Source organism: Erythrobacter sp. CCH5-A1 (genome assembly GCF_001557115.1).
In the GTDB taxonomy this organism is placed as follows: Bacteria; Pseudomonadota; Alphaproteobacteria; order Sphingomonadales; family Sphingomonadaceae; genus Erythrobacter.
In genome coordinates this window covers 21,852-48,204 of record NZ_LSKQ01000167.1, presented here as the reverse complement: position 1 = coordinate 48,204, position 26,353 = coordinate 21,852, and the positions used below count along the sequence as shown (strand labels likewise).

The following is a 26,353-nucleotide window of genomic DNA, read 5'->3' as shown; positions in this document are numbered from 1 at the left end:
CGCCCAGCCCCGCCCAGCCGACGAGCGGCAGAATCGCGAGGGGCGCGGCGAGCGCCGGCGGGAGGTGGCGCAGACCGGTCAGCTGGCCAAGGCCCGCGAGCGGGAGCCCGTATCCGCCCCGCGCGCTCCACCCTTGCGAGGCAAGGTCGCCCGGCAGTCGCGCGGCATCGACCGCCGCGGCGTGGAACACCAAGCCGAGCGCGAAGAGGGCAAGCACCGCCGCAACCGCCGCAGCCTCGCGCCAGCGCCGCTCGCCGAGCGCGAAGGCCAGCCACAGCAGCACGAAGGGCGCTGCGAGCTCGCGCACCGCCAGCGCGGCGGCGGCGGCGAGCAGCGCGCCGCCCCAGCGATCCGGGCGGTAGGCGAGCAGCGCCAAAGTGAGCAGCATGCCGGCGATGAAGTCATGGTCATAACCGGCTACGGGGACAAGCGCCGCACCCCCGCCCGCCGCCAGCAGCGCGCTGGCGATGATCCCCTCCCCGCGGGGGGCGAGCGGCTCCGCCCGCAGCCACAGCGCCGCGATTCCCCCTCCCGCCAGCGCCAGCGCCAGCCAGCGCACGCCGTCCGCTCCCAGCATCGCCTGTGCCCATGCGAGGGTCGGCAGGCGGACCGCGACAAAGGGCCATGTCGGATAGCCGCGCGCCCGCTGCTCGGCGAGGGCGGCGGCGTAGTAGCCCTCGCCTGCCGCCATGCGGGTATGGATGCGGGCATAGAGCGCCATGTCGCCCTTTCCGGGCGCAGGCCTCGCGGGCGCGGCGACGGGCTTGGTCGCAGCCTCGGCCGCAAGAGAGTCGTCAGCGGGCAGGTTGGCGGCGGCGCTCCAGATCATCGCCGCAGCGAGCAGCGCCAGCACCAGCGCCGCGGCCCAGCGGGGGAACCGCGCGAAGGGACGGTGCGGCAGCGCCAGGCGGCCGCCCTCCGCCAGCCTCATCCGATCCAGCCGGCCGCGAGCGCGCCCCATACCGCGCCCGCGCCTGCCAAGGCAGCGACCAGATAGCCGAAGCGGCTCGGCCCCTCACGGCGGTCGGTGATGAGCGGGATGACCGGCAGCGGCGGCGGCTCGGGCGCGCCGCCCTTGGGCGGGAACATCTCCTCAACGCGCCGGATCAGGCCGGGCAGGCGCAGCAGCGTTTCGGTATCCTGCTTGAGCCGGTCGGCGAGCGCGGCTTCAGGGCCCAGCTCGTCGCGGATCCACTCGCGCACATAGGGCGCGGCAGTGTCCCACATGTTGATGTCGGGGTTCAATTGGGTGGCAATGCCTTCGACCATCACCATGGTCTTCTGCAGCAGCAGCAGATGCGGCTGGGTCTGCATGTCGAAATCGCGGGTGATCGCGAAGAGCCCGTCGAGCATCTGGCCGACACTGAGCTCCTTCACCGGCTTGCCCCGCATCGGCTCGCCCACCGCCCGCAGCGCGGTCGCGAATTCGCCGACCGAGTGGTAGCTCGGCACATATTGCGCCTCGAAGTGGATCTCGGCGACGCGCTGGTAATTGCCGGTGGTCAGCCCGTAGAGAATCTCCGCCAGCCACTGCCGCGCGCGTCGGTCGATGCGGCCCATGATCCCGAAATCGATCGCGACGATGGTGCCGTCATCCTCCACGAACAGGTTGCCCTGGTGCATGTCGGCATGGAAGAAGCCCGCGCTGATCGCCTGGGTGAGGAAGCTGATGACGAGGCGCTCGGAAATCTCGGCAAGATCGTGCCCGCGCGCGCGCAATTCGTCGACGCGGCTGATCTTGATCCCGTCGATCCATTCGACCGTCATCACCCGCCCGTTGGTGCGATCCCAGTCGATGGCCGGGATGCGGTAGCCGGGTACGCCCGCCATCTGTTCGGCGAGTTCGGAGGCAGAGGCGGCCTCGCGCCGCAGGTCGAGCTCGGAATTGGTCCAGCGCTTGAAGTTGGCGATGGTGAGGCGTGGGCGCAGGCGGCTCGCCTCGCCGCCCATAGCCTCGACATGAGCGGCGGCCCATTCGTAGGTGGTGATGTCCTGCGCGAACTTCTCGCGGATGCCGGGCCGCAGCACCTTGATCGCGACCTTGCGGCCATCGGTGGTCAGCCCCTTGTGGACCTGCGCGATGCTCGCCGCGCCGACCGGCTCGGGCTCGATCTCCGCGAACAGGTTCCCGATCGGCTGGCCGAAGCTCGATTCGATCGCCGCCCTGATCTGCGCGAAGGGCACCGGAGGGAGCGAATCCTGCAAGGACAAGAGGTTGTTCGCAGCCTCCTCGCCGACAAGGTCGGGGCGCGTCGCGAGCGATTGCCCGAGCTTAATCGCGGCCGGGCCGATGGCGCGGAAGGCCCCCGCATAGTCGGGCTTGCCGCGCTTGCCGGTCAGCGTCGCCAGCCGCGCGAGCCGCACGAGGCGGCGCAGGGCAGCAGGCGCGTTGGGATCATTCTCGATCCCCACCAGCGCGCGCCTGCGGGCGAGCGTCACGCCCCAGCGCGCAAGGCGGGAAAGGTGGACGACGGAGGAGGTCACTGGCCTAGATCTTCCACCCCGAGTGGATCGCCACCAGCCCGCCCATGATCGGCTCGACCTTGGTGTTGGCGAAGCCGGCCTTGCGGATCATCTGCTCGAAGGCGGGCATGGGCGGAAACTTGCGGATCGATTCGGCAAGGTAGCGGTAGGAATCCGCGTCCCCGGCAATCGCCTGCCCCATGCGCGGCAGGAGGTGTTCGGAATAGAGATCGTAAGCCTCCTTCAGCCCCGACCATTCAACGGTCGAGAACTCGAGGCAGAAGAACCGCCCGCCCGGGCGCAGGACCCGCAGGGCTTCGGCGAGCGCCTTGTCGATGTGGGTCACGTTCCGGATACCGAAGGCGATGGTGTAGGCGTCGAAGGTGTTGCTGGCGAAGCTGACCTGCTCGGCGTTCTGGCAGGTGAAGACGAGCGCCCCGTCCTCCGCGTCAAACCCGCGCTCGAGCGCGCGTTCGGCGCCGACATCCAGCATGTCCTGATTGATGTCGGCGACCGTGATATGCGCGCCGCGCTCGGCCATGCGGAAGGCGATGTCGCCGGTGCCGCCTGCCATGTCGAGGATCTGCTCGCCCGGCTGCGGCTTCACGCGGCGCACGAACTTGTCCTTCCAGAGCCGGTGCATCCCGCCCGACATCGCATCGTTCATGATGTCGTACTTGCGTGCGACGCTGGAGAAGACCTCGCCGACCTTGCGGGTCTTTTCCTGGGGGGTGACCTGCTGGTAGCCGAAGGAGACGGTTTCGTCGGTGTTGTCGCTCATGCCCGGTTCCCTAGAGGGAATTGCCCCATAGGCAAAGGGTGATAGAGGGCAGCCTATGTGCGAAGTTTGCAATGCCTGAGTTACCCGAGGTCGAGACGACAGTCCGCGGCCTCGCCGCCTTCCTCGAAGGCGAGCGGATCACGCGCGTCCAGTTGAACCGCGCCGACCTGCGCCGCCCCTTCCCTGCCGATCTGGTGCAGGTGATGACCGGCGCGACCGTGAGCGCGCTCGGGCGGCGGGCGAAGTATGGCCTCATGCATCTCGATCGCGGCGCGACGATGATCTTCCACTTGGGCATGAGCGGGCGCTGGCGGATCGATCCCGAGACGCCCGACACCCACGATCACCTGCTGCTGGAAACGCAGAGCCACCGCTTCGCGCTGTGCGATCCCCGGCGGTTCGGCTCGGTCGATCTGGTGGGAACCGATACGCTCGACGCGTGGCCGCAATTCGCCGCGCTCGGGCCGGAACCGCTTGGCCCCGGTCTGACGGCTGCGCACCTCAAGGCGGCGTTCAGGGGCAAGACGCAGTCGGTGAAGCTGTGCCTGCTCGATCAGCGGATTGTCGCGGGCCTCGGCAACATCTACGTGTGCGAGGCGCTGTGGCGCGCGGGCATCCGGCCCACGAAACAGGCGGGCAAGGTGACGGGCCCGCAGCTTGCGCGGCTGGTGCCCGCGATCGTCGATGTGCTCGAAGCCTCGATCCGCGATGGCGGCTCCACCTTGCGCGACTATGCCCGGCCCGACGGCGAATTGGGCTATTTCGCGAGCTCCTTCGATGTCTACGGACGCGAGGGGGAAGCGTGCCGTCGCGATGACGGCGGCATCATCCAGCGGATTGCCCAAGGCGGGCGCAGCACATGGTTCTGCCCCGTCTGCCAGAGGTAAGGCGAGAATCGTTGACCTTTGGCGGCTTCGCGACTATGCGCGCTGCTTTCCGGCGGTTGGGCCCTGCGTCCGCTCGCCCCTTTTCGAGCAACCGCCAACCAATTTCCCGGTCGCGCCGAGCGGCCTGAAGCAAACGCGAGACAGACACGAATATGGCCAATACGCCGCAAGCCAAGAAGCGCATCATCCGCAATGCCAACCGTGCCGCCATCAACGGCGCGCGGGTGAGCCGCATCCGCAGCTTCATCAAGAAGGTCGAAGCGGCCTGCGAAGCGGGCGACAAGGAAGCCGCTGCTGCCGCATTGAAGGCCGCCCAGCCGGAAATGGCCCGCGGCGTCGCGCGCGGCGTGCTCCACAAGAACACCGTCGCGCGCAAGATGTCGCGCCTGACCAAGCGAGTCGCCACTCTCTGATTCGAATCGCCTGCCATTCCGTCTTCCGCGATCTACGCGGGACTACGGAATGGAGTGGTCGCTACAAACCGACGGGCCGCGCTCCATGAGCGCGGCCCGTTTCTTTTGCGACAATTGCGACAAGCTGATCCCCCGTAAACGTCAGGATTCGCCGCGATTCGCGTGTTTGCCAAGCAATTTTTCTCGATAATTCAGACACTTCAACGCAAGTCTGCGGGGTAGAGGCGAGTCAACAGGATTATTTCACTTTTTTTAAAAGTCCGCGCTTGCGCATCGGGCCGATGCGTTCTTTACATGAACTCCACCCGGCGCGGGACAGTCCGGGTGCTTTTACAAACTGGCCGACAGGGGGGTTCTGCGGAATTGCGATTCCGCGGATGGGAAAGGCAGTGCCTGTCGCAATGGGATGAAATTTGTCGGCGAGCCCGCGAGGGATTCGCAGGCCGTGTGTGAATTGGGGATGAGCTTGTGCACAGGACTGACAAGGCGCGGACGAATGGCCGCCAGGCCGATGAACATTTGATGGAAGATGCCGAAGCCGTAAATCTCGCTGCCGACTGGGCCGATATCAGTCAGGGTCTGCGCAAGGATCTGGGGCATCAGCTCCACAGCCAGTGGATCAAGCCGATTCAGCTCGGCATGCTCAACCGCGACTGCGGCACGCTTGATCTCTACCTGCCCACCGAATTCTCCGCCAACTGGGTGCGCGACCGCTTCCATGACCGGCTGCAGCTCGCCTGGAGCATCGCGCGCAGCGAAGTGCGCAAGGTCAACATCATGGTCCACCCGGGCCGTCGCCAGCTGCCCGACCTGCGCCTCGATGACGGCCGCCGCCCCGCCAATGACGGCGCGAGCGCGATCGCCATGGCTGCCGGCAGCCTCGGCGATGCGACCTTCACCTCCTCCGTGGGGCTCGATCCCTCGCTGACCTTCGGCGCCTTCGTTACGGGCGAGGCGAACATCCTCGCCTGCAACGCGGCGCAACGCATGGCGGCGCTGGAACAGCCGCAGTTCTCGCCGCTCTACCTCAAGGCGGCGACCGGTCAGGGCAAGACCCACCTCCTCCACGCGATCGGCCACGGCTATCTGCACGCCCATCCCCGCGCGCGGATCTTCTATTGCTCGGCCGAACGCTTCATGGTCGAATTCGTGCAGGCCCTGAAGTCGAGCCAGACGATCGAGTTCAAGGCGCGCCTTCGCTCCTTCGACCTGCTGCTGGTGGACGACATCCAGTTCATCATCGGCAAGGCGAGCGCGCAGGAAGAGCTGCTGTACACGATCGATGCGCTGCTGGCCGAGGGCAAGCGGCTGGTCTTCGCCGCCGACCGCGCCCCGCAGGCATTGGACGGGGTCGAACCGCGCCTCCTCTCGCGCCTGTCGATGGGCCTCGTCGCCGACATCCAGCCCGCCGATATCGAACTGAGGAAGAAAATCCTCGTCAGCAAGCTGGCGCGATTCGCCCCGCTCAGCGTGCCCGAGGACGTGGTCGATTTCCTCGCCCGCACCATCACCCGCAACGTGCGCGAGCTGGTGGGCGGCCTCAACAAGCTGATCGCCTATGCCCAGCTGACCGGGCAGGACGTGTCGCTCCAGCTGGCCGAGGAACAGCTCACCGACATCCTCAGCGCCAACCGCCGCCGGATCACTATCGACGAGATCCAGCGCACGGTCTGCCAGTTCTACCGCATCGACCGCGCGGAAATGAGCAGCAAGCGCCGCGCCCGCGCGGTGGTGCGTCCGCGGCAGGTGGCGATGTATCTCTCCAAGGTGCTCACGCCGAGGAGCTACCCCGAAATCGGGCGCAAGTTCGGCGGGCGCGACCATTCGACCGTGATCCACGCGGTGCGCCTGATCGAGGACCTGCGCCAGCGCGATGCCGACATGGACGGCGATGTGCGCAGCCTCCTGCGCCAGCTCGAAAGCTGACCGCACACGGTTAGTTCGCACATAATCCGCACAAGCTGTGCACCGCTGTTTCGACAGGCCTTTCCACAGGCCTGTCGACAGCGCGTCCACAGGCTGTAAACAGCCTGTCCATGCCGCACCAACGCCTTTCCCCCGAGCTTGTCAGCCTGCCGCAGGGGTGGATTCCGGCTCTCCTGCGCGGCGCCAAGAGCAAGTGCCCGCGCTGCGGCGAGGCCGCGCTGTTCCGCAAGTGGCTCAAGCCGGTCGATCACTGCGGGCATTGCAAACAGGACTGGTCGGTGCAGCAGGCCGATGATTTTCCGGCCTATATCGGCATCTTCATCGTCGGCCACCTGCTTGCGCCGGTGGTGATCGCGATGATCTCCGGCGGGATGTCGGCATGGCTCACGCTCGCGATCCTGCTGCCCCTCTCCATCGTCATGCTTGTCGCGATGCTACAGCCCACCAAGGGCGCGGTGATCGCTTTCCTGTGGTGGCACGGCATCGGCGCCTTCAAGCAGGAGCGCCGGAAGGACTCGTCCAAGCCATGAGCCTCAGCCCCGCCCGGCTCGAACGCTTTGCCCGCCACATTGTCCTGCCCGAAGTGGGCGGCGCGGGGCAGGTGCGGCTGGCGGCGAGCAAGGTTGCGGTGATCGGCCTCGGCGGGATAGGGTCGCCCGCCCTCCAATATCTCGCAGCGAGCGGGATCGGACGGCTCGCGCTGGTCGACGATGATGTGGTCGACGTGAGCAATCTCCAGCGCCAGACGATCTTCACCCAGCGCGACGTCGGCCACGGCAAGGCGGTCTCGGCACGGCGCTGGCTCGCCAATTTCGACGATTCGCTCAGCGTCGACGTCTCCGACGCGCGGATCACGCCGGACAATGCTGCAAGCCTCATTGCGGGCGCCGATCTGGTGCTCGACGGCACCGACAATTTCGCGACGCGGCTCGCGGTTTCGGATGCCTGCGTTGCGGCGGGAATCCCGCTGCTCTCGGCCGCCGTGGGCCGGTTTCAGGGGCAGGTCGGGGCCTTCGCCGGACACCTGCCGGGCGAGGCCTGCTACCGCTGCTTCGTGGGCGATGCCTTCGATGCCGAGGACTGCGACACCTGCGCCGACGACGGGATGCTCGGCGCGATGGCGGGGTGGGCAGGCACCTTCGCGGCGCTCCAGGCGGTCAAGGTGCTGCTGGCGGGCACGGCGCTGCTGGGCGAGCCCGGCTGGGGCCGGCTCCACATCCTCGACGGGCTCGAGCCCGGGATGCGCACCATCCGCATCGCCAAGGACCCCGCCTGCCGCGCCTGCGGCTGACCGCTCGGTCTGCCCTGCCCCCGCCACGGCGCGACACGATTTGCGCGGGGGCCACGGAACATAGCGCCGCCCCGCCCGGTCGCTCCCGTCTCACACAAGGAGGCTCGCGCGATGAACTGGGACTACAACACGATCATGCTGCTCGCGGTGTTCACGCTCGGCATGGGGCTGGTGATCGGCGTGGTCTCGTGGCTGCGCGCGAAGAACGCCCAGGACCATCACGAGGACGCCGCTGTCGCCGAGCGCCAGCGCCACGAGGGCCCGGCCGCGCCTGCCGAGGGGACGCCGGGCCATATCGACCCGACCATGACCGATCACCACCATCCCGAGCCGGCGCACGCGCCCGAGCACAGCGACAACGGCGTGCCGATCGCTCCGGCCGATGGCGGGCGCAGCTGGAGCAAGGACCGCGGCGCCAATCCGCCGACGCCGGAGCCGCCGAAGGTCTGAGGCGGGCGTTCAGCGGATGAACCGCCCCGGCTCGCGCCAGTCGGGGATACCGAGGCATGTCCAGCCCCCGGTTTCGTCCAGCCGGAAATGGACGCTCCACTCGGTGTTGAAGGCTGTGGCGGCGTAATCGAGCTGCACCGCGCCGGCCTCGGCATCGAGCGTGACGCTCCACAAATATTCGTTCTCGTCCTGGTCCGATGGGATGGCGCGCGCCGCATCGTCCATGGCGACGAGATCGGCAGAGATGCGCCGCACCAGCGGGTGCGCCGCCTCGGGCGCTCCGGATGCGCTCAAGACCACGAGGTGGAAGTCGAAGCCATCCGCACCATCGCCGAACAGGTCCCACAGGAACGCTCGCCGCTGGCCATAGCGCGCGGCACCGGGATCGCCCGGCAATACGATTTCTGGCGACCGCGAGAGGGCGGCCTCGAGAGCATCGGCGAAGAACGCCGTCGGCCGCGCCGACAGCCGGTAATCGTGGCGGCGGGCGTCAGCCACCCAGCACTTCCTCCACCCACTCCGGCACCAGCACGCTTGCCGGGCCGAGGCGGGTTTGGTGGAAGAAGCGCGAACCCTCGCTGCGTTCGAGATTAAGCTCGAGGCACCGCGCGCCGTTCGCCCTCGCCTCCTGCACGAAACCCGCCGCCGGATAGACCGCGCCGCTGGTGCCGATGCTGACGAACAGATCGCAGGTCTCGAGCGCCTGATAGATGCGGCCCATCTCGTAGGGCATCTCGCCGAACCACACGACATCGGGGCGCAGCATGGGCGCCTGGCAGACGGGGCACGGGGGGCGCTCGATCATGGTGCCGAGCCACGGCGAGCGCATTTCGCAGGCGGTGCACAGCGCGCTCTTCAGCTCGCCATGCATGTGCAGCACCCGCGCGCTGCCGCCGCGTTCGTGGAGATCGTCGACGTTTTGCGTCACCAGCAGCAGCTCGCCCGAAAACGCCCGCTCCAGCCGCGCAAGCGCCGCGTGGGCGGGATTGGGCGCAACATTCGCCAGCGCGGCACGGCGCATGTCGTAGAAATTGAGCACGAGGTTGGGGTTGCGGGCAAAGCCCTCGGGCGTGGCGACATCCTCCACCCGGTGCTGCTCCCACAGGCCGCCTGCCGAGCGGAAGGTGTCGATCCCGCTCTCGGCGGAAATGCCTGCGCCGGTGAGGATGACGATGCGTTCGACCTGTGCCATGAGGCCTTCAAGCATGAGGCATAGGGGCACGCAATGGCACAGCTCAATTTCGGGGTGATCGGGCACAAGGGCCGGATGGGACAGGCATTGGAGGCGGCGATCACCGATGCCGGGCATGCGCTGTTTGCGGGCGTCGATGCCGGCGGGAGCATCGGGCCCTTTGCCTCCCAATGCGACGTGCTGGTCGATTTCTCCGCGCCCGATGCCCTCGCGGCCAACCTCGGCGCGGCGCGCGTGGCGGGCAAGCCGATCGTGGTCGGCACCACCGGGCTGGAGGAGCCGCATTTCGTCATGCTCGCCGAGGCCGCGCGCGCCGTGCCGGTGCTGCAATCGGGCAATTTCTCGCTGGGCGTGACGCTGCTCGCGCACCTCGTCGAGGAGGCCGCCGCGCGGCTCGGGCAGGATTGGGACATCGAGGTGCTCGAGATGCACCACCGCATGAAGGTCGACGCGCCCTCTGGCACCGCCAAGCTGCTGGGCGAGGCGGCGGCCAAGGGGCGCGGGATCGTGCTCAGCGACAACATGGAGAGCGGCCGCCACGGGATGACGGGCGCGCGGGCGCCGGGCGCGATCGGGTTCGCCACGCTGCGCGGCGGCACGGTGGCAGGCGAGCATGCGGTGATCTTCGCCGGCTCCGAGGAGCGCCTGACGCTCGCGCACTCGGCGGAAAACCGCATGATCTTCGCCCGCGGCGCAGTGAAGGCGGCCGAGTGGCTCTGCGGCAAGCCCGCCGGGCGCTACACCATGAACGACGTGTTGGGACTATGACCGCAATCGATCCCGGGCAGTATCGGTGGCGAGCCGAAGGCGGGGGCGAGGACGCCGCGCGGCGCTGCCTGGCCTTTCTGGACCGGATCGGGATCGCCACCGGCCCGCTCAGCGAGGGCGAGGCGCAATTGCTTGACGGGCTGGCGATCATCGGTGGCCGCCTGCTGATCGACCCCGACGTGCCGGTGTGGCCGGGCGATCTGCTGCACGAGGCCGGGCACATCGCGGTTGCCGACCCCGGGCAGCGCCGGGCGCTCGGCCCGGTCGTGGCCGATGGCGGGGACGAGATGGCGGCGATCGCGTGGTCCTATGCCGCCGCGCGCCAATGCGGATTGCCGCTCGACCAGCTGTTCCACGAGGGCGGCTATCGCGGCGATGCGATCATGCTGCGCGAGGCCTTCGCCAGCGGGGCCAAGATCGGCTCCCCGATGCTCGGCTTCTTCGGCCTGTGCGATCCCGACGGGCAGCCGGGCGATCACCCCTTCCCCGCCATGAAGCGCTGGCTGCGCTGATCCTTCTCCTTCACGATCCCCATCCCATGAACAAAGCCCAGATCTTCGAATTCTTCCGCCGCCTCGCCGAGGACAACCCCGCGCCCCAGACCGAGCTCGAATATGGCAATGCCTATCAGCTGCTCGTGGCGGTCGCGCTGTCGGCGCAGGCGACCGATGTCGGCGTCAACAAGGCGACCCGCGCGCTGTTCCGCAAGGTGGAAACGCCACAGCAGATGCTCGAGCTGGGCGAGGAGGGGCTGAAGGAGCACATCAAGACCATCGGCCTGTTCAACTCCAAGGCGAAGAACGTCATCGCGCTCTCGCAGATCCTCGTTGACCGACATGGCGGCGAGGTTCCCGACAGCCGCGATGCGCTGGTGACGCTGCCGGGCGTGGGCCGCAAGACCGCCAACGTTGTGCTCAATTGCTGGTTCGGGCAGGAGACCTTTGCGGTCGACACCCACATCTTCCGCGTCTCGAACCGCACCGGCATGGCCAAGGGCAAGACCCCCGACCACGTCGAGGCCAAGCTCGAAAAGCGCGTGCCCCAGCCGTTCCGCCGGGATTCGCACCACTGGATGATCCTCCACGGCCGCTATGTCTGCAAGGCGCGGACGCCGGAATGCTGGCGCTGCAAGGTCGCGGACCTGTGCAGCTTCCGCAAGAAGGTGCTCGAAACCCCGAAAGGTCGCGCCGCCGCTCCCGGCCCGGATTAAGGCGCGGTTCAAGCGGAGAGGCGACAATGCCGGCATCCTTCCGGTGGAGAAAGATGCCATGACCCCCCGCTCGCAGCTTGCCTTCGCGCTTGCCCCCCTGCCGCTGACGGCCGCCCTGATGTTGGGGGCCTGCGCCGTCGATCCCGAAGCCGAGGCCGCGCGCACGCAGGCCGCACTCGATGCGGCGCCGCCTGCGAACGTCAAGGGCCCCGGACAGAGCTGCATCAATCGCGATCAGGTGCGCAACACCGTGGTGCGCTCGGACCGGGTGATCGATTTCGAGATGCAGGGCGGCAAGGTCTATCGCAGCACGCTGCCGGCGCGCTGCCCGGGCCTCGAATGGGACCGCGCGATCACCTACGAGACCTCGATCAACCAGCTGTGCACCCAGCAGATCGTCTATGCGCTCCAGACGATCGGCGGGACGCTGCAACGCGGCGCGGGGTGCTCATTGGGCGAGTTCGTGCCGATCGAGTATGTGAAGGTGAAGGAGTGAGGCGCTGAAAGTCGGTTGCTAGCTGCCTCAGTGTGACGGTCCAAAATCTGGCGAAGGCCCGTCAGCCAGATTGTATCTGTCCGCCGCTGCCGGATCGAGAACATACCGGTCCCCCTCGACAATGAGGTCGGCGGGCAAGGGAATTGTCTCCCCATTTAAGACCGGCAATTCCTTCGTTTGCGGCCATGATGCGCGGACCTCTTGCATCAGAGCTTCCCTGAAGCGGTTGGTTTGCATCATGTTTTTCTCACCCTTGAAAGTGAGCCAGATCCGGCCCGCATCGTAAGGACGGTTCATCGCCGATGCGATGAATTTTTCATCATTGGCCCCCGCCCACACGGCGGCGCGAAACGATGTGGGTGTTACCTCATTATGCAGCGCGATCTCTTCGTCAGTCGCACTGTCGACATGAAAGCCGGCGCGGGCTGCGTGTTTCTGCATGATGGCAAGCAATTGATTTCGCTCTTCCGCGCTCTCCGCCGGCACCTCATAGGCCGCGGAAGTCTTCATGACCTCGCCGCCTTTGCAGGAAGAACTTGCGGCTAGCGCCATGAACACGGCGAAAACGAACCTGAGCATCAGCCCCGGCCACCCTCCCCGAAATTGCTCGGATCGAGCTCCAGCCCCGCTCGGCCATCGGCGGCGGTGTAGGCGGGGGCGTGGGGGTGCTCCACCACCTCGGGCTCTTCCACCTCCAGCATCCCCTCACACTTGGTGATGACCGCCGTCGCCACCGCATTGCCGACCACGTTGGTCGCGGTGCGGCCCATGTCGAGGAACTGGTCGATGGCGAGGATGATCGCGACGCCCTCGACCGGCAGGCCGAACATCGCCAGCGTCCCGGTGATGACTACGAGGCTGGCGCGCGGCACGGCGGCGATGCCCTTGGAGGAAATCATCAGCGTCAGCAGGATCATGATCTGGGTGCCGATGCTGAGCTCGATCCCGTAGGCCTGCGCGATGAAGATCGTCGCGAAGCTCATGTACATCATCGACCCGTCGAGATTGAAGCTGTAGCCCAGCGGCAGCATGAAGCCCGAGATGCGGCGCGGCACGCCGAAACGGTCGAGCTGCTCGAACAGCTTGGGCAGCGCGGCCTCCGAGGAAGCGGTCGAGAAGGCGATCATCAGCGGCTGACGGATGTAGCGGATCAGCGCGAATATGCGCCCCCCGAGGAACAGCGCACCTGCGCCCAGCAGGATCGCCCAAAGCAGCACCAGCGAGAAGTAGAACTCCAACAGCAGCGTGAGGTAGGTGCCGAGGATCGCAAGGCCGCTCGCCGCGACGACGTTGGCGAGCGCGCCGAACACCGCCACCGGCGCAAAGCGCATCACGTAGCCGGTGACCTGCAGCATCATTTCCGCGAGCGCGTCCGCGCCCTTGACCAGCGGCACCCCGCGCTCGCCGATGGCCGACAAAGCGACGCCTGCGAAGATCGAGAAGACGAGGATTTGCAGGATGTTGTTGGTCGCCAGCGCGTCGATCGCGTTCTTGGGGAAGATCGAGAGGATGAACTCGGTCGCCTTCAATTCCTTGACCTCGCCGACTGCGGCTGTGGCGGCGGCGGCATCGGGGATCGGCGCACCGATGCCGGGCTGGAAGATGTTGACCAGGAGCAGGCCGAGGCCGATCGAGATCAGGCTGGCGGTGATGAACCACGTCAGCGCGCGCACGCCGATGCGGCCCAGCGCGGCGCTGTCCCCCATGTGGGCGATGCCGACGACGATGGTCGAGAGCACCAGCGGGGCGACCAGCATCTTGATAAGGTTCAGGAAGATGTCGGAGAGCAGCTTGAACCACGGCGCGATTCCGCTCTTGATCACCTCGGCCGGCAGGCTCTGGTTGAGCACCTGGCCGACGATAACGCCCAGCACCATGCCGACGAGGATGTAGAGGGTAAGTTTGCGGTCCATCGCCGGTATCTATCCTTCGGGAGTTGCGAGCGCCAGCGCGGCGGCGGCGATGCGGGCGTAGATGCGCGCCAGCACGGCGAGATCAGGGATCGCCACCGCTTCGTCGCGCTTGTGCATGGTCGCGTTGCAGAGGCCGAATTCGATCACGGGGCATACGGCGCGCAGGAAACGCGCGTCCGAGGTACCGCCGGTGGTGCTGAGTTCGGGGGCGGTACCGGTCTCGGCCTCGACCGCTTCGCTAACCAATCTGGAGAATGCGCCGGGCTCGGTCAGGAAGGGCTCGCCCGAAATGACGGGGCGCGCGCGGCCGCCGTGCTTCTCTGCGATCGCCATGACGCGTTCGGACAGGCTGTGGCCGGTGTGAAGGTCGTTGAAGCGGATCGAGATGCGCGCCTCGCCCTTCGCCGGGATCACGTTATGCGCCTTGTTGCCGACCATGATGTCGGTGATTTCGAGGTTCGAGGGCTGGAACCACTTCGTCCCTGTATCGAGCGTCAGACTATCCAATTCGGCGAGGATCGCAACCAGCTTGGGCAGCGGGTTGTCGGCCAGGTGGGGATAGGCGACGTGGCCTTGCGTGCCTTCGACGGTGATGAAGATGTTGACCGAGCCGCGCCGGCCGATCTTGACCATATCACCAAGACGGTTAACGCTGGTGGGCTCGCCGACAAGGCACAGGTCGGGCTGGATGCCCTCGGCCGCCATGTAATCGATCAGCGCGCGGGTGCCGTGGAGCGCGGGGCCTTCCTCGTCGCCGGTGATGATGAAGCTGATCGTGCCCGCTTCGGCAGGCACTTCGGCGACGGCGGCGACCATCGCGGCGATCGCGCCCTTCATGTCGACCGCGCCGCGCCCGTGGAGCAGCTCGCCGCGCACTTCCGGCGCGAAGGGGTCGGAGGCCCAGCCGTCGCCCGGCGGCACCACATCGAGGTGCCCGGCGAAGGCGAAGTGCCGCGAGCCTTCGGGCCCGTGCCGGATCGCGAAGAGGTTCTCGACCGCCGCTTCCTCGGAGCCTTCCGCCCCCTCCCCGCGGGTGAAGCGGTGGACGGCAAAGCCCAGCGGCGCCAGCATTGCCTCAAGCTCGGCGAACACCGCACCCGTGGCGGGGGTCACTGAAGGCGCCGCGATCAGGCGCTTGGCAAGGTCGGCTGTGTCGAGCATCACAGGCAGGCCTAGCAGGAGATGCCGCCGATGCCCAAGCTCGATCTTGCCGCGATTCCCCAGACCAATGCGACCGGCTATCCCGCGCCGTTCGATGCGGCGGTCGAGGGGCGCTGGTATCGCCGCCTCGCGCCGGCCAGCGGCCTCACCCGCATGGGCGCGAGCCATGTCACCCTGCTGCCGGGCGCCTTCTCCTCCCAGCGCCACTGGCACCGCGAGGAGGACGAGCTGGTGGTGATGCTCGAAGGCGAAGCGATCCTGATCGACGACCATGGCGAGACCCCGATCGGCCCGGGCGACGTGCTCGCCTTCCCCGCGGGCGAGGCCAACGGGCACTGCCTCCACAACCGCTCGGACCGGCCCTGCGTCTTCGTCGCCATCAGCGCCGGGGACAAGGCGGCGGACAGCGGCGAGTACCCCGATATCGACATGGTGTTCGACGCCGATGGCTACGCCCGCAAGGACGGCACCCGTTACGCGGCGCGCCGGACGCCGTGATCGACCCCTCGGTCAATTGGGCGGGCTTTGCGCTTGCAGTGCTGCTGATCGAACTGACCCCCGGGCCCAACATGGCGTGGCTCGTCACGCTCACGCTGTCCGAAGGGCGGCGCGCCGGGCTTGGAGCGATCGCGGGGGTGGCCGCGGGACTTGCCGCCAATGCCGCGCTCAGCGTGGTCGCGGCCAGCGCCGTCCTCTCGGCCAGAGAAGGGCTGACGCGGGGCGTCTCGGCACTGGCAGCCGCGATGATGGCGTGGCTCGCATGGGAGGCATGGCGCGAGGCCGGCGAGAGCTCGCAGGCCGTGGCGCCCAAGGCCACCACCGGCCGCCATGCGCTGGCGGGCTTCGTCATCAACTTCCTCAATCCCAAGTCCGCGCTGTTCCTCGTCACCGTGATGCCGCAATTCGTGAGCGGCGGGCGGCCGAGTCTTGCGCAAGGCCTCACCCTCGCCGCGGTCAGCGTGGGCATCGCGACGGCCGTGCACCTCGCGCTGGTGCTGCTCGCCGAGCACACCCGCGCCGCATTGATGGCCGAGGCCCGCGCCCGAATGGTGCGGCGCGCTCTGGCGCTGGCGATGCTTGGCGTTGCCGCCTGGTTCCTCGCCAAGGCGTTTGGTTAGGCCCCCACGCCCGCCCTACCCGCGCCGCCGCCGCGGTTCGTCGGGCACCAGCGGGCCGGGCTGGAATACCGCCTCGAGCAGGTCCGCGATCCTGAGCCCTGCCTGCACCACCCGCTTCCGCGCGATCGGCACGCCGCGGACGATGTCCTCCTGAGAAAGCGCCACCTTGTCGGGGAGCGGCTGGCTGCACAGGTCCTCGGTATCGAAGGCGGTGGGGTAGACGAAGCTGCGCGCGATCTCCCAGCTTTCGCGCCCCCAGTCGTCGGGCGTGCCGCCGGCCAGTTCGGCGCGCTCTTGCGCGGTGTAGCTGCGCACCACCGGATCGGCCGGATCGCTGATCGCGCGCTCGGCCAGCGCCCCGTCCCAGATCGAATGCAGGTTGAGCCCCGGCTTGATCCCGTAATCGGCCTTGCGCGCGTTGCCGCCCTGGTCCTCGTTGTCGCCCGAATGGAGCGGCATGTGCACGTCGCCCGCGAAGTGGACCATGAAGGCGAGCGCCTCCAGCCGCACGGCCGCAGGCAGGCGTTCGTCGGCGAGCACCCGCTGCGCGCGCACGATCTGCGCGGTGACGCAGTTGCCGCCCGGGCAGTTGGCTCTGGGGTCGAAGGCCTTGCAGATCGGCGCGGTGCGATAGTGCCAGGCTGCGGTATAACCCCAGCGCCAGCCTTCCGCCCGGACGCAATCGGCCCAGACCGCCGCATCCTGCAGCGTCTTCAAGGGGCAGTTGGGCGTGCCGAGGTCCTTCTCGCGCGCCAGCAGGCCCGCAACCTTGGCGCGCACTTCGGGCGAGACATTGGCGAGCGCGATGGTCGCCGTCTGGCGATGGGCATATTCGCCCCACGCCATTGCAGGGACCGGAACCAGCGCCAGCAGCAGCGCCGCACAGGCCAGCAGCTGTCGCAGCATCAGCGCACCATCTCGAACTGCTCGATCACCCATTCCTCCTGCTCCGCCGCATCGATCCATTCGCGCATCCAGTCATGCTCGAGCAGCGCCTCCATATAGGCCTGCGCAAAGCCCGGGACGCCGATCCCGTAGGTGGCAAAGCGCGTCACCACCGGAGCATAGAAGATATCGGCAGCGCCAAAGGTTCCGAACAGAAAGGGCCCCGCGTTGCCGTGGCGCGCGCGGGCTTCGGCCCACAGGGTGAGGATGCGCACGATGTCGTGCTTCGTCTGCTCGGAGACGCCGGGCAGCTCGACCCGGCGGCGGATGTTCATCGGCAGCTCGCGCCGCAGGCTGAGGTAGCCCGAGTGCATCTCGGCCACCATCGCGCGGGCCATGGCGCGCGCCGCGTCGTGCTTGGGCCAGAACCGCTCGCGCCCGACCTTGTCGGCGCAGTATTCGAGGATCGCGAGGCTGTCCCACACCACCGCATCGCCATCCCACAGGATCGGCACCTTGCCGCTCGATGGCTGGACCTCGCCCATGTCGTGCTTCAGCCGGTCCCACTCCTCGCCCATGATGGGCACGGTCAGCTCCTCGAAGGAGAGACCCGACTGCTTGACCGCGAGCCAGCCGCGCAGCGACCAGCTCGAGTAGTTCTTGTTGCCGATGATAAGTTTCATGCCGCCGCGTGCTCCACCTTGCCGCGTTTCCAACGGCCTTCCCCCTAGGCGTTCATCGGCACGCTGTCGACGCTGAACGGGGAGACACGAGAGACACTCTATATTGCAAGATTTCCTCCCCCCGAGCCAGCCTTCCACCAGCGCGGCCGCCTCGGCGCGGGTCATGGCGATATCGGCAGGGCGGAGAAAAGGGCGACGCATGGCAGCGACCGGCCTGACACGTGCCGAGCGAGTAGGAAAATCCTTTCCCCCCTGCTGGCCCGCGCGCTATCCCGCCCGCGCCAACAGGAGCCTGCACCCATGACCCTTCCCCCCTTCCACCTCGCCTTTCCGGTCGACGATCTGGCCGCCGCGCGCCGCTTTTACGGCGAGGTGATGGGCTGCGCGGAGGGTCGCTCGTCCGAGGAATGGGTCGATTTCGATTTCCATGGCCACCAGATCGTCGCCCACCTCGCCCCCGGACAGGCGGGAGACCGGGCGAGCAACCATGTCGACGGGCACGGCGTCCCCGTCCCGCACTTCGGGCTGGTGCTGACGATGGCCGACTGGGAAGCGCTCGCCGAGCGGCTGCAAGCGGGCGGCTGCAACTTCGTGATCGCGCCGACCATTCGCTTCAAGGGGCAGCCGGGCGAACAGGCCACGATGTTCCTGCGCGACCCATCGGGCAATGCCCTGGAGTTCAAGGCGTTCGCTAACCCCGCTAACCTTTTCGCTACCTGAAAGGGCTAGGTACCTATACCGAAGAGATCGCGGGAAACCCAAAAACCAACATAGGATGGCTAACGAAATACTAACCATTCCTACGTAATTCCCCTGGGCATGACCAAACATGCTCGCCTCTATGGCCCCCTCGCCTCGATCATCGCCACCGCCATTCTGGCGAGTGCCGCCACGCCTGCGCTCGCCGGCGGCGTCACCGCTGGCACGCTGATCGAAAACACCGCCACCGCCAACTTCGAAGAAGGCGGGAACCCGCGCAGCGTCGATTCGAACACGGTCACCGTGCGGGTCGACGAATTGCTCGATGTGACCGTGACCTCGCTCGACACCGGTCCCGTCACCTCGCGCCCGGGCAATGCGGTGCTGACCTTCGAAGTGACTAACCCGGGCAACGGCCCCGAGGCCTTCCGCCTCACCGCCAACCCCGCGGTGGCCGGCAATGATTTCGACGTGACCGTGCGCGGCGTGGCCATCGATAGCAACGGCAACGGCATCTATGACGACGGGATCGACCAGATCCTCACCGGCCCGCTGACCACGCCGGTGCTGGCGCCCGATGCGCGCGTGACCGTGTTCGTGCTCGTCACCGTGCCCGACAGCGCGGCGGACGGCGACACCAGCAATGTCGAGCTCACCGCCGCCGCCGTGACCGGCAGCGGCACGCCCGGCACCACCTTTGCCGGCCAGGGCCAGGGCGGCGGCGATGCGGTGGTCGGCTCGACCGGCGCGATCGACGATGCCCGCGGGCAGATCAACAGCGCGGTCGCGAGCGTCCAGCTGGTCAAGTCGGTTGCCCTGCGCGATCCTTTCGGCGGCACCAGCGCGGTGCCCGGCTCGGTTGCGACCTTCACCATCGAGGCGCGCGTCAGCGGTTCGGGCAGCGTTGCCAACCTGGTTGTCACCGACGCCATCCCGGCCGGGACGACCTACGTGCCCGGCACGCTCACGCTGGATACCGGCGCCCTGACCGACACGGCCGACGCCGATGCCGGGACCGCCTCGGACAGCGCGGGCATCAACGTCACGCTCGGGACCGTGCCGGCCGGCACCAACCGTTCGATCACCTTCAACGTCACCGTCGACCAATGATCATCGGGCCGGGCCTGACCAGCCCGGCCTGACGCAATACAATCAATAGTTTACGAGTCATCAGGGGACCAAAAATGAAGTCGATCACCAAGCTGATGCTGGCCTGTGCCGCGGCTGCGAGCCTTGCCGTGCCCGTCCTTCCGCTCTCCGCGCAGGCCGCCGCGCCCGCCGTCTCGGTCAATGGCGACATCAGGGCCGAAAAGACCGTCACCGCACCCGACGGCAAGACCCGCATCGAGCTCGTCGAGCCCGAAACCTTCCTTCCGGGCGACCGGCTGGTGTTCGGGCAGAACTACGTCAACACCAGCGCGGACGTGGTGACGAACTTCACGATCACCAACCCGCTGCCCGAAGCCGTGCGCCTCGCGCCCGACGCCGATCCGGCGCTCGAGCTGTCGGCTGACGGCGGCAAGACCTGGGGCAAGCTCGGCTCGCTCAGCGTCATCAATTCCGACGGGACCACACGTCCCGCCACCCATGCCGACGTGACCCACGTCCGCTGGGTGCTGGCCTCCATCGCTCCGGGCGCCACCGGGCGGGTCGCCTTCCCCGTAATCATCCGCTGACACGCGGGAGATAACCGCCACGCCCCGCGGGCGGCACTTTTGACGCGGGGCACACACTCGGGACCATAAACATGAAGACCACCAAGCAGCTGCTGGGTGCGGTGAGCGCGGTTGCGCTTGTCGCCATGTCCAGCACCCCTGCTCTGGCCGCAGGGACCAGAGCCGGGACCACCATCACCAACTCGGTAACCGTCAACTACAACGTCAACGGCAACGCGCAGAACGCCGTCACGGACAGCGACAGCTTCACCGTCGACCAGCGCGTCAACGTGCTTGTCACGGCCATCACCACGCCTGTTTCGGTTTCGCCGAACCAGACCAACCGCGTGCTGGCCTTCGACGTCACCAACCTCGGCAACGCTACGGCTGACCTCGTCCTCACCACCGCGCTGCGCGGCGGCACGGCGGCCAACATCAGCAACATCCGCATCTTCCGCGATACCAACGGCAACCGCACGCTCGATGCGGCCGAACTGACCGCGGGCACGATCACCTCGCTCGACGAAGTCGCAGAAGACGCGACCGTAGCGGTGCTGGTTGTTTCCGACATCGGCATCAACGCAGTGAACGGTGACACCTTCGACGTCGCCCTGACCGCTGCCGCGCACACCGGCGGCACCGCCGGCACGATCGGCGCGCGCATCGCAGCGACCTCGGGCGCGAACACCGCCGGCATCGACAACGTGCTGTTCGACGGCGCGGGCGTGTCGGATGCGGCCAACGACGGCGCGTTCTCGGCCCAGGGCCGTTACACGGTGTCGGGTGCGGTGCTGACTGTGGTCAAGCAGAGCCGCGTGGTGAGCGATCCGGTGAACGGGACCACCAACCCGAAGTTCATCCCGGGTGCGACGGTCGAATACTGCATCACCGTGGCGAACGCCGCCGGTGCCGCGACCGCGACCAACGTGGCGCTGCTCGACGATCTGCCGGCCGACGTGCAGTACAGCTCGGCCTTCGGGATCTTCATCAACGGCAACGCGACCTGCACCACCGGCACCGCCGGCGGCACCTTCGCTGCTGGCGGCGGCACGGGCGGGCGTGACCGCATCACCGGCACGCTGAGCGACGTGGCGGCGGGTCAGACCCGTTCGCTCTACTTCCGGGTCACGATCCGGTAAAATCGGTCCAGGACCAAGGTCTTGCGTGTGTTCCCCCTCTTGCGGCGTGCGGCAGCATTGCTGTGCGCAGTGCTGCTGCCGCTTGCTGCGCCGCAGGAGGGGGTTCACGCCCAGACGACGGGTGGCGCCGCCGTGCGCACCGTCATCAATATCGCCGAGGCGAGCTGGGAGACCCATGGCAACCGCCAGGAAACCGCCAGCAACCGCGTGGCTTTCGATGTTGCCACCCAGCCCCCCGCACCCCCATCGATCCGCGTCTTCCGCCGCGCGCCCGGCGGCAACGGCCCCGAACTCGTCTACCGCGCGCCCCAGTGCAGCGTCGGCGGGGTTGCCGCGGCCACGCTGCGCGCCAACGCGATTGCCAGCCTGACCCCGGGCGGCAATGCGGTCTCCACCGCCCCGACCTCCGTCGTCAATGTCCAGCAGACCGACGAGCTGCGCGGGGGCGAGCCGCTTTTCTTCGAAATTACAGCCATTTCGGCAAACCTCGATCCGACGGCGATCGACAGCCTCACAGTCGTGCTCACCACCCCGGAAGGCGACCAGGAGACCATGACGGTCTACGAGACGACCGCCGATAGCGGGCTGTTTGCCGGCGTGATCGACACCCAGCGCATCCCCCCGCCGCTGGTGCGCGAGGACTGCCGCCTCAGCGTCGGCGCGGATTCGCGCATCACCATCGCCGCGATGCGCCCGGGCAACGACACGATCCTCGTTTCGGCCGAGGTCACCGTGCTGGTCGATCCCTTCGGCGTCGTGTTCGACAGCGAAACCGGTGCGCCCGTCGATGGCGCGCGCGTCACGCTCGTCAATGCCGACACCGGCGCGCCTGCGACCGTCTTTGCCGAGGACGGCGTAACCCCTTGACCTTCCAGCGTTATCAGCGGCCAGCCGATCACCGACGGCGGCGGACGCGCGGTTCCGATGGGGCCGGGCGAGTTCTGGTTCCCGCTCACTGCGCAGGGGCGCTTCCGGCTCGTGGTCGAGCCGCCAGAGCCCTACACCGCGCCCTCGATCGCCCCGCGCGACGTGCTCGCCCGCCTGACGCGTCCCGACGGGCGCGCCTACGTCATCCGCGAAGGCTCGTTCGGCGACATCTTCGTGCTCGACAACCCCATTCCCTTCGAGGTCGACGTGCCCGTTGACGGGCCCGCCGCCGATCTCGGCCTCGTCAAGACCGCCTCGCGCACCCGCGCCGAGCCGGGCGACGTGGCGTTCTACACGCTCACCGTCAGCAATACCGATGCCGCGCGCACCCGCCGCGCGGTGAGCATCACCGACACGCCCTCGCGCTGGCTGCGGCTGCGGCCCGGATCGTTGAAAATCAACGGGGTGCGTGCGCCGGACGCGCTCACCACCTCGCCCGATGGCCGCGTGCTTTCGATCGCGCTGGGCGACATTGCGCCCGCCACATCGGTCAAGATCACCTACGCCATGTCGGTGCGCCCCGATGCGCCTCCGGGCCGCGCGGTCAACCTCGCCACCACGCGCGACGCCCTGGGCCGCGAGGTGCGCGCCGATGCGGTGCTCGATATCGAGCGCGACGGGATCGCCGACCGCATGACCATCATCGGCCGCGTCACCGAGGGCCCCTGCACCCTTGCCGACGCCGAACGCCGCGGGATTCCGGGCGTGCGGGTGATGCTCGAGGACGGCAGTTTCGCGGTCACCGATGCCGAAGGGCGTTATCACTTCGAGGGCGTCGTCCCCGGTACCCACGTGGTGCAGGTCGCGCCGATGACCCTGCCCGAGGGCGGGAAGTTCGTCGATTGCACCCGCAACACCCGCAGCGCGGGCAGCGCGATCTCGCGCTTCGCGATCGGCCAGGGCGGGAGCCTGGTGGTCGCCGATTTCCACGCCGTTCTGCCCGAAAGCGAACGCGCCAAGCTGGTGCGGGTGGTGGCCGAGCCTGCGCCGGGCGCGCCCGAAACCGGTGCCCCCGCCGCTCCCGCCGCAGACGCGGCCGAGGCACCCGCGGAAGGCGGCCCCTCGGTGACCGATTATCTCGCGCTCGGCGATGGCGAGGACGGCTTCCTCACCCCCGCCCCCGACGCCAACCCGCGCGCGCCTGCGATCAAGGTCGCGGTGCGCCACCGCGCCGGCCAGAGCGTCCAGCTGTTCGTCGACGGCAAGCCGGTCAATCCGCTCGCTTTCGAAGGCACGCAGAACCCCGAAATGGGCCTGTGGGCGGTCAGCCAGTGGCGCGGCGTGCCGCTGCTGACCGACAAGACCGTGCTCGAGGCGCGCATCCTCAATTCCTTCGGCGAGGTGTCCAAGACCTTCACCCGCGAGGTGTTCTTCACCCGCGCGCCGGCCAAGGTCGAATTCCTGCGCGAGCAGTCGAACCTCGTCGCCGACGCACGCACCCGGCCGGTGATCGCGATCCGTCTGCTCGATCGCAACAACCGCCCCTTGCGCGAAGGCATCTCGGGCAGCTTCACGCTCAACGCGCCCTACCAGAGCGCCGAGCAGATCGACCGGCAGCAGCTGAACCAGCTCACCGGCATGGCGCCGATGGCCGCGCGCTGGGTGGTCGAGGGCAACGAGGGGATCGCCCGGATCGAGCTCGCCCCCACCATGGTCAGCGGCTCGCTGCGTCTGGGCTTCACCTTCGACGATGGCGAAATCACCCGCCGCCAGGAGCTCGAGGCGTGGATCGAGCCGGGCGATGTCGAATGGACCGTAATCGGCCTTGCCGAAGGCACCGTGGGCGCGCGTTCGGTCGCCGACAACATGGAACGCGCCGGGCGCTTCGACAGCGATCTTGGCGATAACGCGCGCGTCGCGCTCTATGCCAAGGGCCGGGTGCTGGGCAAATATCTGCTCACCCTCGCCTATGACAGCGCCAAGCAGCGCGCCGACCAGCGCGCGCTGGGCGCGATCGATCCGGGCGCCTATTACACCGTCTTCGGCGATGGCTCGGCGCGCCAGTTCGATGCCGCGAGCCGCGAGAAGCTCTATGTCCGCATCGAGACCTCGGCCTTCTACGCGCTCTACGGCGACTTCCAGACCGCCTTCAACCAGACGCGCCTTGCCGCCTACAACCGCACCGCAACCGGCGTGATGGGCGAGGCGCGGGTCGGCGCGGTCAAGGCGCAGGGCTTTGCCGCGCAGATTTCGAGCCGCTTCCAGCGTCAGGAAACGCAGGGCCAGGGCATCTCCGGCCCCTACGCGCTGAACAATCGCCGCATCCTCGCCAATTCCGAGCGTGTGACGATCGAAGTGCGCGACCGTTTCCGCCCCGAACGGATCGTCTCGAGCCGCACGCTCGCGCGCTTCACGGATTACGACATCGATCTGCTCGCCGGCACGATCCGCTTCGCAGCCCCCGTGCTGAGCCGCGACGAGGACTTGAACCCGCAGTTCATCGTTATCGAATACGAAACCGATGGCACGGGCGCGGCCGAATGGAACGCGGGCGCGCGCGCCGACTGGACCAGCGAGAACGGCAAGATCCGCATCGGCGCCAGCGCGATCAGCGATGCCGGCCTCGAAGGCGCGGGCGGCACGGCGCAGCGCACCGACCTCGGCGCGGTCGATCTCCTCGCCAAGATCGGCGACAACACCGAAGTGCGCGCCGAAATCGGGGTCAGCCGCCGCGAGGGCGAGACCGCCAAGGGCTGGCTTGCCGAAGTCCAGCACCAGACCGGCAGCATCGACCTCATCGCCTATGCCCGCCAGATCGACGCCGATTACGGCATCGGCCAGCAGAACGCGGTCGAGCGCGGGCGGCGCAAGTTCGGCGTGGATGGCCGCGTGCTGATCAGCGAAGAGCTCTCCTTCATCGGCAGCCTGTGGCAGGACGACAGCCTGACCGACACCGCCCGCCGCCGCGCCGCGCAAGGCCAGTTCACGCTGACGAAGCAGAACACCAACCTGCGCCTGGGGATCGTCCACTTCACCGACCGGCTCGCCGATGGCAACACCGCCGCCTCGACCGTGCTCGAAGCGGGCGCGACGCAGCGGCTGCTGGGCAACAAGCTCGAACTCAGCGCCGGCACCGCCGTGGCGCTGGGCAAGGCCGAGAGCGTCGATCTCCCCGCCCGCCACCGCCTCGGCGCGCGCTACGAGATCATCCAGGACGTGCGCCTCGTGGCGACCTACGAGCTGTCCGACGGCGAGCGCCTGAAGGCGCGCCAGTTGCGCGGCGGGATCGAAGTCGCGCCGTGGCAGGGCGGGCAGATCACCACAACGCTCGGCGAGGAAACCATCGGCGAGAACGGCACCCGCTCCTTTGCCGCCTTCGGCCTGTCGCAGACGCTGGCGGTGACCCCGCAGCTTACCCTCGACGCCACGATCGACGGCAACCGCACGATCGGCGGCGCGCCTGCGGCCGGCAGCCTCGTCAACCCGGCCCAGCCCGCGGCCAGCGGCGGCCAGCTCACCGGCGGGCTATTGTTCGAGGACTTCACCGCCGTCACGCTGGGCGCGGCATGGCGCAAGGACCGCTGGAGCCTCACCGCGCGCGGCGAATGGCGCGACGGCGAGACCACCGACCGCAAGGGCGTGCTGTTCGGCGCGATCCGTCAGCTCGGCGAGGGCAGCCTTGTCGGTTCGGGCGTGACCTGGACCCGCTCGACCACCACCGGCGGCGCGACGGCCGAGATCGTCGATGCGAGCATCGCATTTGCCCATCGTCCCTCGGATTCGCCGCTCGCCATGCTGGGCCGGCTCGAATACCGCAGCGACGAAGTGACCGGCGCCCTCGCCGGGGGCACCAGCGTGGGCGGGACCGCGCTCACTGTCGATGGCGATGCCGTCGCCCGGCGCCTCGTCGCCAGCCTCTCAGCCAATTTCAGCCCGCGCGGGCAGGACGACGCCGGCGCGCAGGTGCGCCGCCATGAAGTCGCGCTGTTCCTCGGCGCGCGCCACACGCTCGACGAATTCGAAGGCACCGAGTTCAAGGGCACCTCGGTGCTCGTCGGCGGCGACGCGCGCATCGGCATCGGCGAACGCTTCGAACTGGGCGCCGGCGTCACCGCCCGCGCCAATCTCGACGACAACACCATCAACTATGCCTACGGCCCGACCATCGGCTTCGTGCCCGCGGATGGCATGCTGCTGACCGTCGGCTACAATATCGAAGGCTTCCGCGACGGCGATTTCGGCCCGGCGCGCAACACCGACGAGGGCGTGTTTGCCGCGGTGCGCATGAAGTTCGACGCCTCCAGCCTCGGCTTCCTCGGACTGGGACGCTGACCATGGGAGAGGCGCATCGGCCGC

28 protein-coding genes are annotated in these 26,353 nt (G+C 68.1%); 18 read left to right on the top strand and 10 right to left on the bottom strand.

Going from position 1 to position 26,353, the window contains the following annotated elements; all coding sequences use genetic code 11:
• The 3 genes from AX708_RS09325 to AX708_RS09315 all read right to left on the bottom strand — a co-directional run.
• Nucleotides 1-931, bottom strand: a 931-nt coding sequence (locus AX708_RS09325; RefSeq protein ID WP_156454560.1) for a hypothetical protein, incomplete at its 3' end; no start/stop codon positions are given.
• Nucleotides 928-2,484, bottom strand: a complete 1,557-nt coding sequence (ubiB, locus tag AX708_RS09320) for a 2-polyprenylphenol 6-hydroxylase (protein ID WP_066531549.1) — start codon at nt 2,482-2,484, stop codon at nt 928-930. The genes ubiB and AX708_RS09325, both read right to left, overlap by 4 nt.
• A 4-nt stretch (nt 2,485-2,488) precedes the next feature.
• Nucleotides 2,489-3,244 (bottom strand): class I SAM-dependent methyltransferase, encoded by a 756-nt coding sequence (locus tag AX708_RS09315; RefSeq protein WP_066531550.1) that lies wholly within the window; start codon nt 3,242-3,244, stop codon nt 2,489-2,491.
• A 71-nt stretch (nt 3,245-3,315) separates the two neighbouring features.
• Between AX708_RS09315 and mutM the strand changes: the two genes are divergently transcribed.
• The 6 genes from mutM (at nt 3,316) to AX708_RS09285 (ending at nt 8,211) form a co-directional block, all read left to right on the top strand.
• The gene (gene mutM / locus AX708_RS09310) at nt 3,316-4,131 is read left to right on the top strand and encodes a bifunctional DNA-formamidopyrimidine glycosylase/DNA-(apurinic or apyrimidinic site) lyase (RefSeq protein WP_066531551.1); all 816 of its coding nucleotides are present in this window, start codon (nt 3,316-3,318) and stop codon (nt 4,129-4,131) included.
• Between the two features lie 152 nt (nt 4,132-4,283).
• Nucleotides 4,284-4,544 (top strand): 30S ribosomal protein S20, encoded by a 261-nt coding sequence (gene rpsT / locus AX708_RS09305; protein ID WP_017665476.1) that lies wholly within the window; start codon nt 4,284-4,286, stop codon nt 4,542-4,544.
• 522 nt (nt 4,545-5,066) lie between these two features.
• Nucleotides 5,067-6,470, top strand: coding sequence for a chromosomal replication initiator protein DnaA (gene dnaA, locus AX708_RS09300; RefSeq protein WP_066531552.1), 1,404 nt, complete (start codon nt 5,067-5,069; stop codon nt 6,468-6,470).
• A gap of 110 nt (nt 6,471-6,580) precedes the next feature.
• Nucleotides 6,581-7,000 carry a DUF983 domain-containing protein gene (locus AX708_RS09295; protein ID WP_066531554.1) on the top strand — a complete coding sequence of 140 codons (420 nt, stop codon included), beginning with the start codon at nt 6,581-6,583 and terminating at the stop codon, nt 6,998-7,000.
• Nucleotides 6,997-7,761: a HesA/MoeB/ThiF family protein gene (locus AX708_RS09290; RefSeq protein WP_066531555.1), complete on the top strand. Its 765-nt coding sequence runs from the start codon at nt 6,997-6,999 to the stop codon at nt 7,759-7,761. Before AX708_RS09295 ends, AX708_RS09290 begins: the two co-directional genes overlap by 4 nt.
• Before the next feature lie 111 nt (nt 7,762-7,872).
• Complete coding sequence (locus AX708_RS09285; RefSeq protein WP_066531557.1) at nt 7,873-8,211, top strand: hypothetical protein; 339 nt, start codon at nt 7,873-7,875, stop codon at nt 8,209-8,211.
• Nucleotides 8,212-8,220: 9 nt separating this feature from the next.
• Here AX708_RS09285 and AX708_RS09280 read toward each other — a convergent pair whose 3' ends face one another.
• Both AX708_RS09280 and AX708_RS09275 read right to left on the bottom strand, forming a co-directional pair.
• A complete protein-coding gene (locus AX708_RS09280) occupies nt 8,221-8,709 on the bottom strand; it encodes a hypothetical protein (protein WP_066531559.1) in 489 nt (162 codons plus the stop codon).
• A complete protein-coding gene (locus AX708_RS09275; protein ID WP_066531602.1) occupies nt 8,702-9,403 on the bottom strand; it encodes an NAD-dependent deacylase in 702 nt (233 codons plus the stop codon). Before AX708_RS09275 ends, AX708_RS09280 begins: the two co-directional genes overlap by 8 nt.
• Nucleotides 9,404-9,436: 33 nt before the next feature.
• Here AX708_RS09275 and dapB point away from each other — a divergent pair, with 33 nt between their 5' ends.
• Genes dapB through AX708_RS09255 form a run of 4 tightly spaced genes read left to right on the top strand, consistent with a single transcriptional unit; the run spans nt 9,437 to nt 11,877 of the window.
• The gene (gene dapB, locus AX708_RS09270; protein ID WP_066531561.1) at nt 9,437-10,171 is read left to right on the top strand and encodes a 4-hydroxy-tetrahydrodipicolinate reductase; all 735 of its coding nucleotides are present in this window, start codon (nt 9,437-9,439) and stop codon (nt 10,169-10,171) included.
• The gene (locus AX708_RS09265; protein ID WP_066531563.1) at nt 10,168-10,683 is read left to right on the top strand and encodes a hypothetical protein; all 516 of its coding nucleotides are present in this window, start codon (nt 10,168-10,170) and stop codon (nt 10,681-10,683) included. The genes dapB and AX708_RS09265 overlap by 4 nt, the downstream gene beginning before the upstream one ends.
• A gap of 26 nt (nt 10,684-10,709) precedes the next feature.
• Complete coding sequence (gene nth, locus AX708_RS09260; protein WP_066531566.1) at nt 10,710-11,381, top strand: endonuclease III; 672 nt, start codon at nt 10,710-10,712, stop codon at nt 11,379-11,381.
• Between the two features lie 58 nt (nt 11,382-11,439).
• Entirely contained in the window at nt 11,440-11,877 is a 438-nt protein-coding gene (locus AX708_RS09255; RefSeq protein WP_066531567.1) for a hypothetical protein, read from the top strand.
• A 27-nt stretch (nt 11,878-11,904) separates the two neighbouring features.
• Here the strand turns inward: AX708_RS09255 and AX708_RS09250 are convergent, their stop codons facing one another.
• From AX708_RS09250 to dapE, 3 genes are all read right to left on the bottom strand, one after another.
• A complete protein-coding gene (locus AX708_RS09250) occupies nt 11,905-12,387 on the bottom strand; it encodes a hypothetical protein (RefSeq protein ID WP_156443470.1) in 483 nt (160 codons plus the stop codon).
• Between the two features lie 68 nt (nt 12,388-12,455).
• Nucleotides 12,456-13,790 carry a dicarboxylate/amino acid:cation symporter gene (locus AX708_RS09245; protein ID WP_066531572.1) on the bottom strand — a complete coding sequence of 445 codons (1,335 nt, stop codon included), beginning with the start codon at nt 13,788-13,790 and terminating at the stop codon, nt 12,456-12,458.
• Nucleotides 13,791-13,799: 9 nt separating this feature from the next.
• Nucleotides 13,800-14,951 (bottom strand): succinyl-diaminopimelate desuccinylase, encoded by a 1,152-nt coding sequence (gene dapE, locus AX708_RS09240; RefSeq protein ID WP_066531573.1) that lies wholly within the window; start codon nt 14,949-14,951, stop codon nt 13,800-13,802.
• A gap of 30 nt (nt 14,952-14,981) precedes the next feature.
• Between dapE and AX708_RS09235 the strand changes: the two genes are divergently transcribed.
• Together AX708_RS09235 and AX708_RS09230 are read left to right on the top strand one after the other, a co-directional pair.
• Nucleotides 14,982-15,449, top strand: a complete 468-nt coding sequence (locus AX708_RS09235; RefSeq protein ID WP_066531606.1) for a cupin domain-containing protein — start codon at nt 14,982-14,984, stop codon at nt 15,447-15,449.
• Nucleotides 15,446-16,069: a LysE family translocator gene (locus tag AX708_RS09230; RefSeq protein ID WP_066531574.1), complete on the top strand. Its 624-nt coding sequence runs from the start codon at nt 15,446-15,448 to the stop codon at nt 16,067-16,069. Before AX708_RS09235 ends, AX708_RS09230 begins: the two co-directional genes overlap by 4 nt.
• Before the next feature lie 15 nt (nt 16,070-16,084).
• Here the strand turns inward: AX708_RS09230 and AX708_RS09225 are convergent, their stop codons facing one another.
• The gene (locus AX708_RS09225; RefSeq protein ID WP_197426373.1) at nt 16,085-17,008 is read right to left on the bottom strand and encodes a S1/P1 nuclease; all 924 of its coding nucleotides are present in this window, start codon (nt 17,006-17,008) and stop codon (nt 16,085-16,087) included.
• Nucleotides 16,975-17,637, bottom strand: coding sequence for a glutathione S-transferase family protein (locus tag AX708_RS09220; protein WP_066531578.1), 663 nt, complete (start codon nt 17,635-17,637; stop codon nt 16,975-16,977). The genes AX708_RS09225 and AX708_RS09220 overlap by 34 nt, the downstream gene beginning before the upstream one ends.
• A 300-nt stretch (nt 17,638-17,937) precedes the next feature.
• Between AX708_RS09220 and AX708_RS09215 the strand changes: the two genes are divergently transcribed.
• The 6 genes from AX708_RS09215 (at nt 17,938) to AX708_RS09195 (ending at nt 26,329) form a co-directional block, all read left to right on the top strand.
• On the top strand, nt 17,938-18,357 hold the full coding sequence (locus AX708_RS09215) for a VOC family protein (protein ID WP_066531579.1): 420 nt from the start codon (nt 17,938-17,940) through the stop codon (nt 18,355-18,357).
• Nucleotides 18,358-18,456: 99 nt separating this feature from the next.
• Nucleotides 18,457-19,446 (top strand): DUF11 domain-containing protein, encoded by a 990-nt coding sequence (locus tag AX708_RS09210; protein ID WP_066531580.1) that lies wholly within the window; start codon nt 18,457-18,459, stop codon nt 19,444-19,446.
• A gap of 74 nt (nt 19,447-19,520) precedes the next feature.
• On the top strand, nt 19,521-20,012 hold the full coding sequence (locus tag AX708_RS09205; RefSeq protein WP_066531581.1) for a hypothetical protein: 492 nt from the start codon (nt 19,521-19,523) through the stop codon (nt 20,010-20,012).
• 71 nt (nt 20,013-20,083) lie between these two features.
• Nucleotides 20,084-21,130: a DUF11 domain-containing protein gene (locus AX708_RS09200; protein WP_066531582.1), complete on the top strand. Its 1,047-nt coding sequence runs from the start codon at nt 20,084-20,086 to the stop codon at nt 21,128-21,130.
• A 21-nt stretch (nt 21,131-21,151) separates the two neighbouring features.
• Nucleotides 21,152-21,997 (top strand): hypothetical protein, encoded by an 846-nt coding sequence (locus AX708_RS21115; RefSeq protein WP_197426202.1) that lies wholly within the window; start codon nt 21,152-21,154, stop codon nt 21,995-21,997.
• Between the two features lie 57 nt (nt 21,998-22,054).
• Complete coding sequence (locus tag AX708_RS09195) at nt 22,055-26,329, top strand: DUF11 domain-containing protein (RefSeq protein WP_197426203.1); 4,275 nt, start codon at nt 22,055-22,057, stop codon at nt 26,327-26,329.
• Nucleotides 26,330-26,353: the final 24 nt, after the last annotated feature.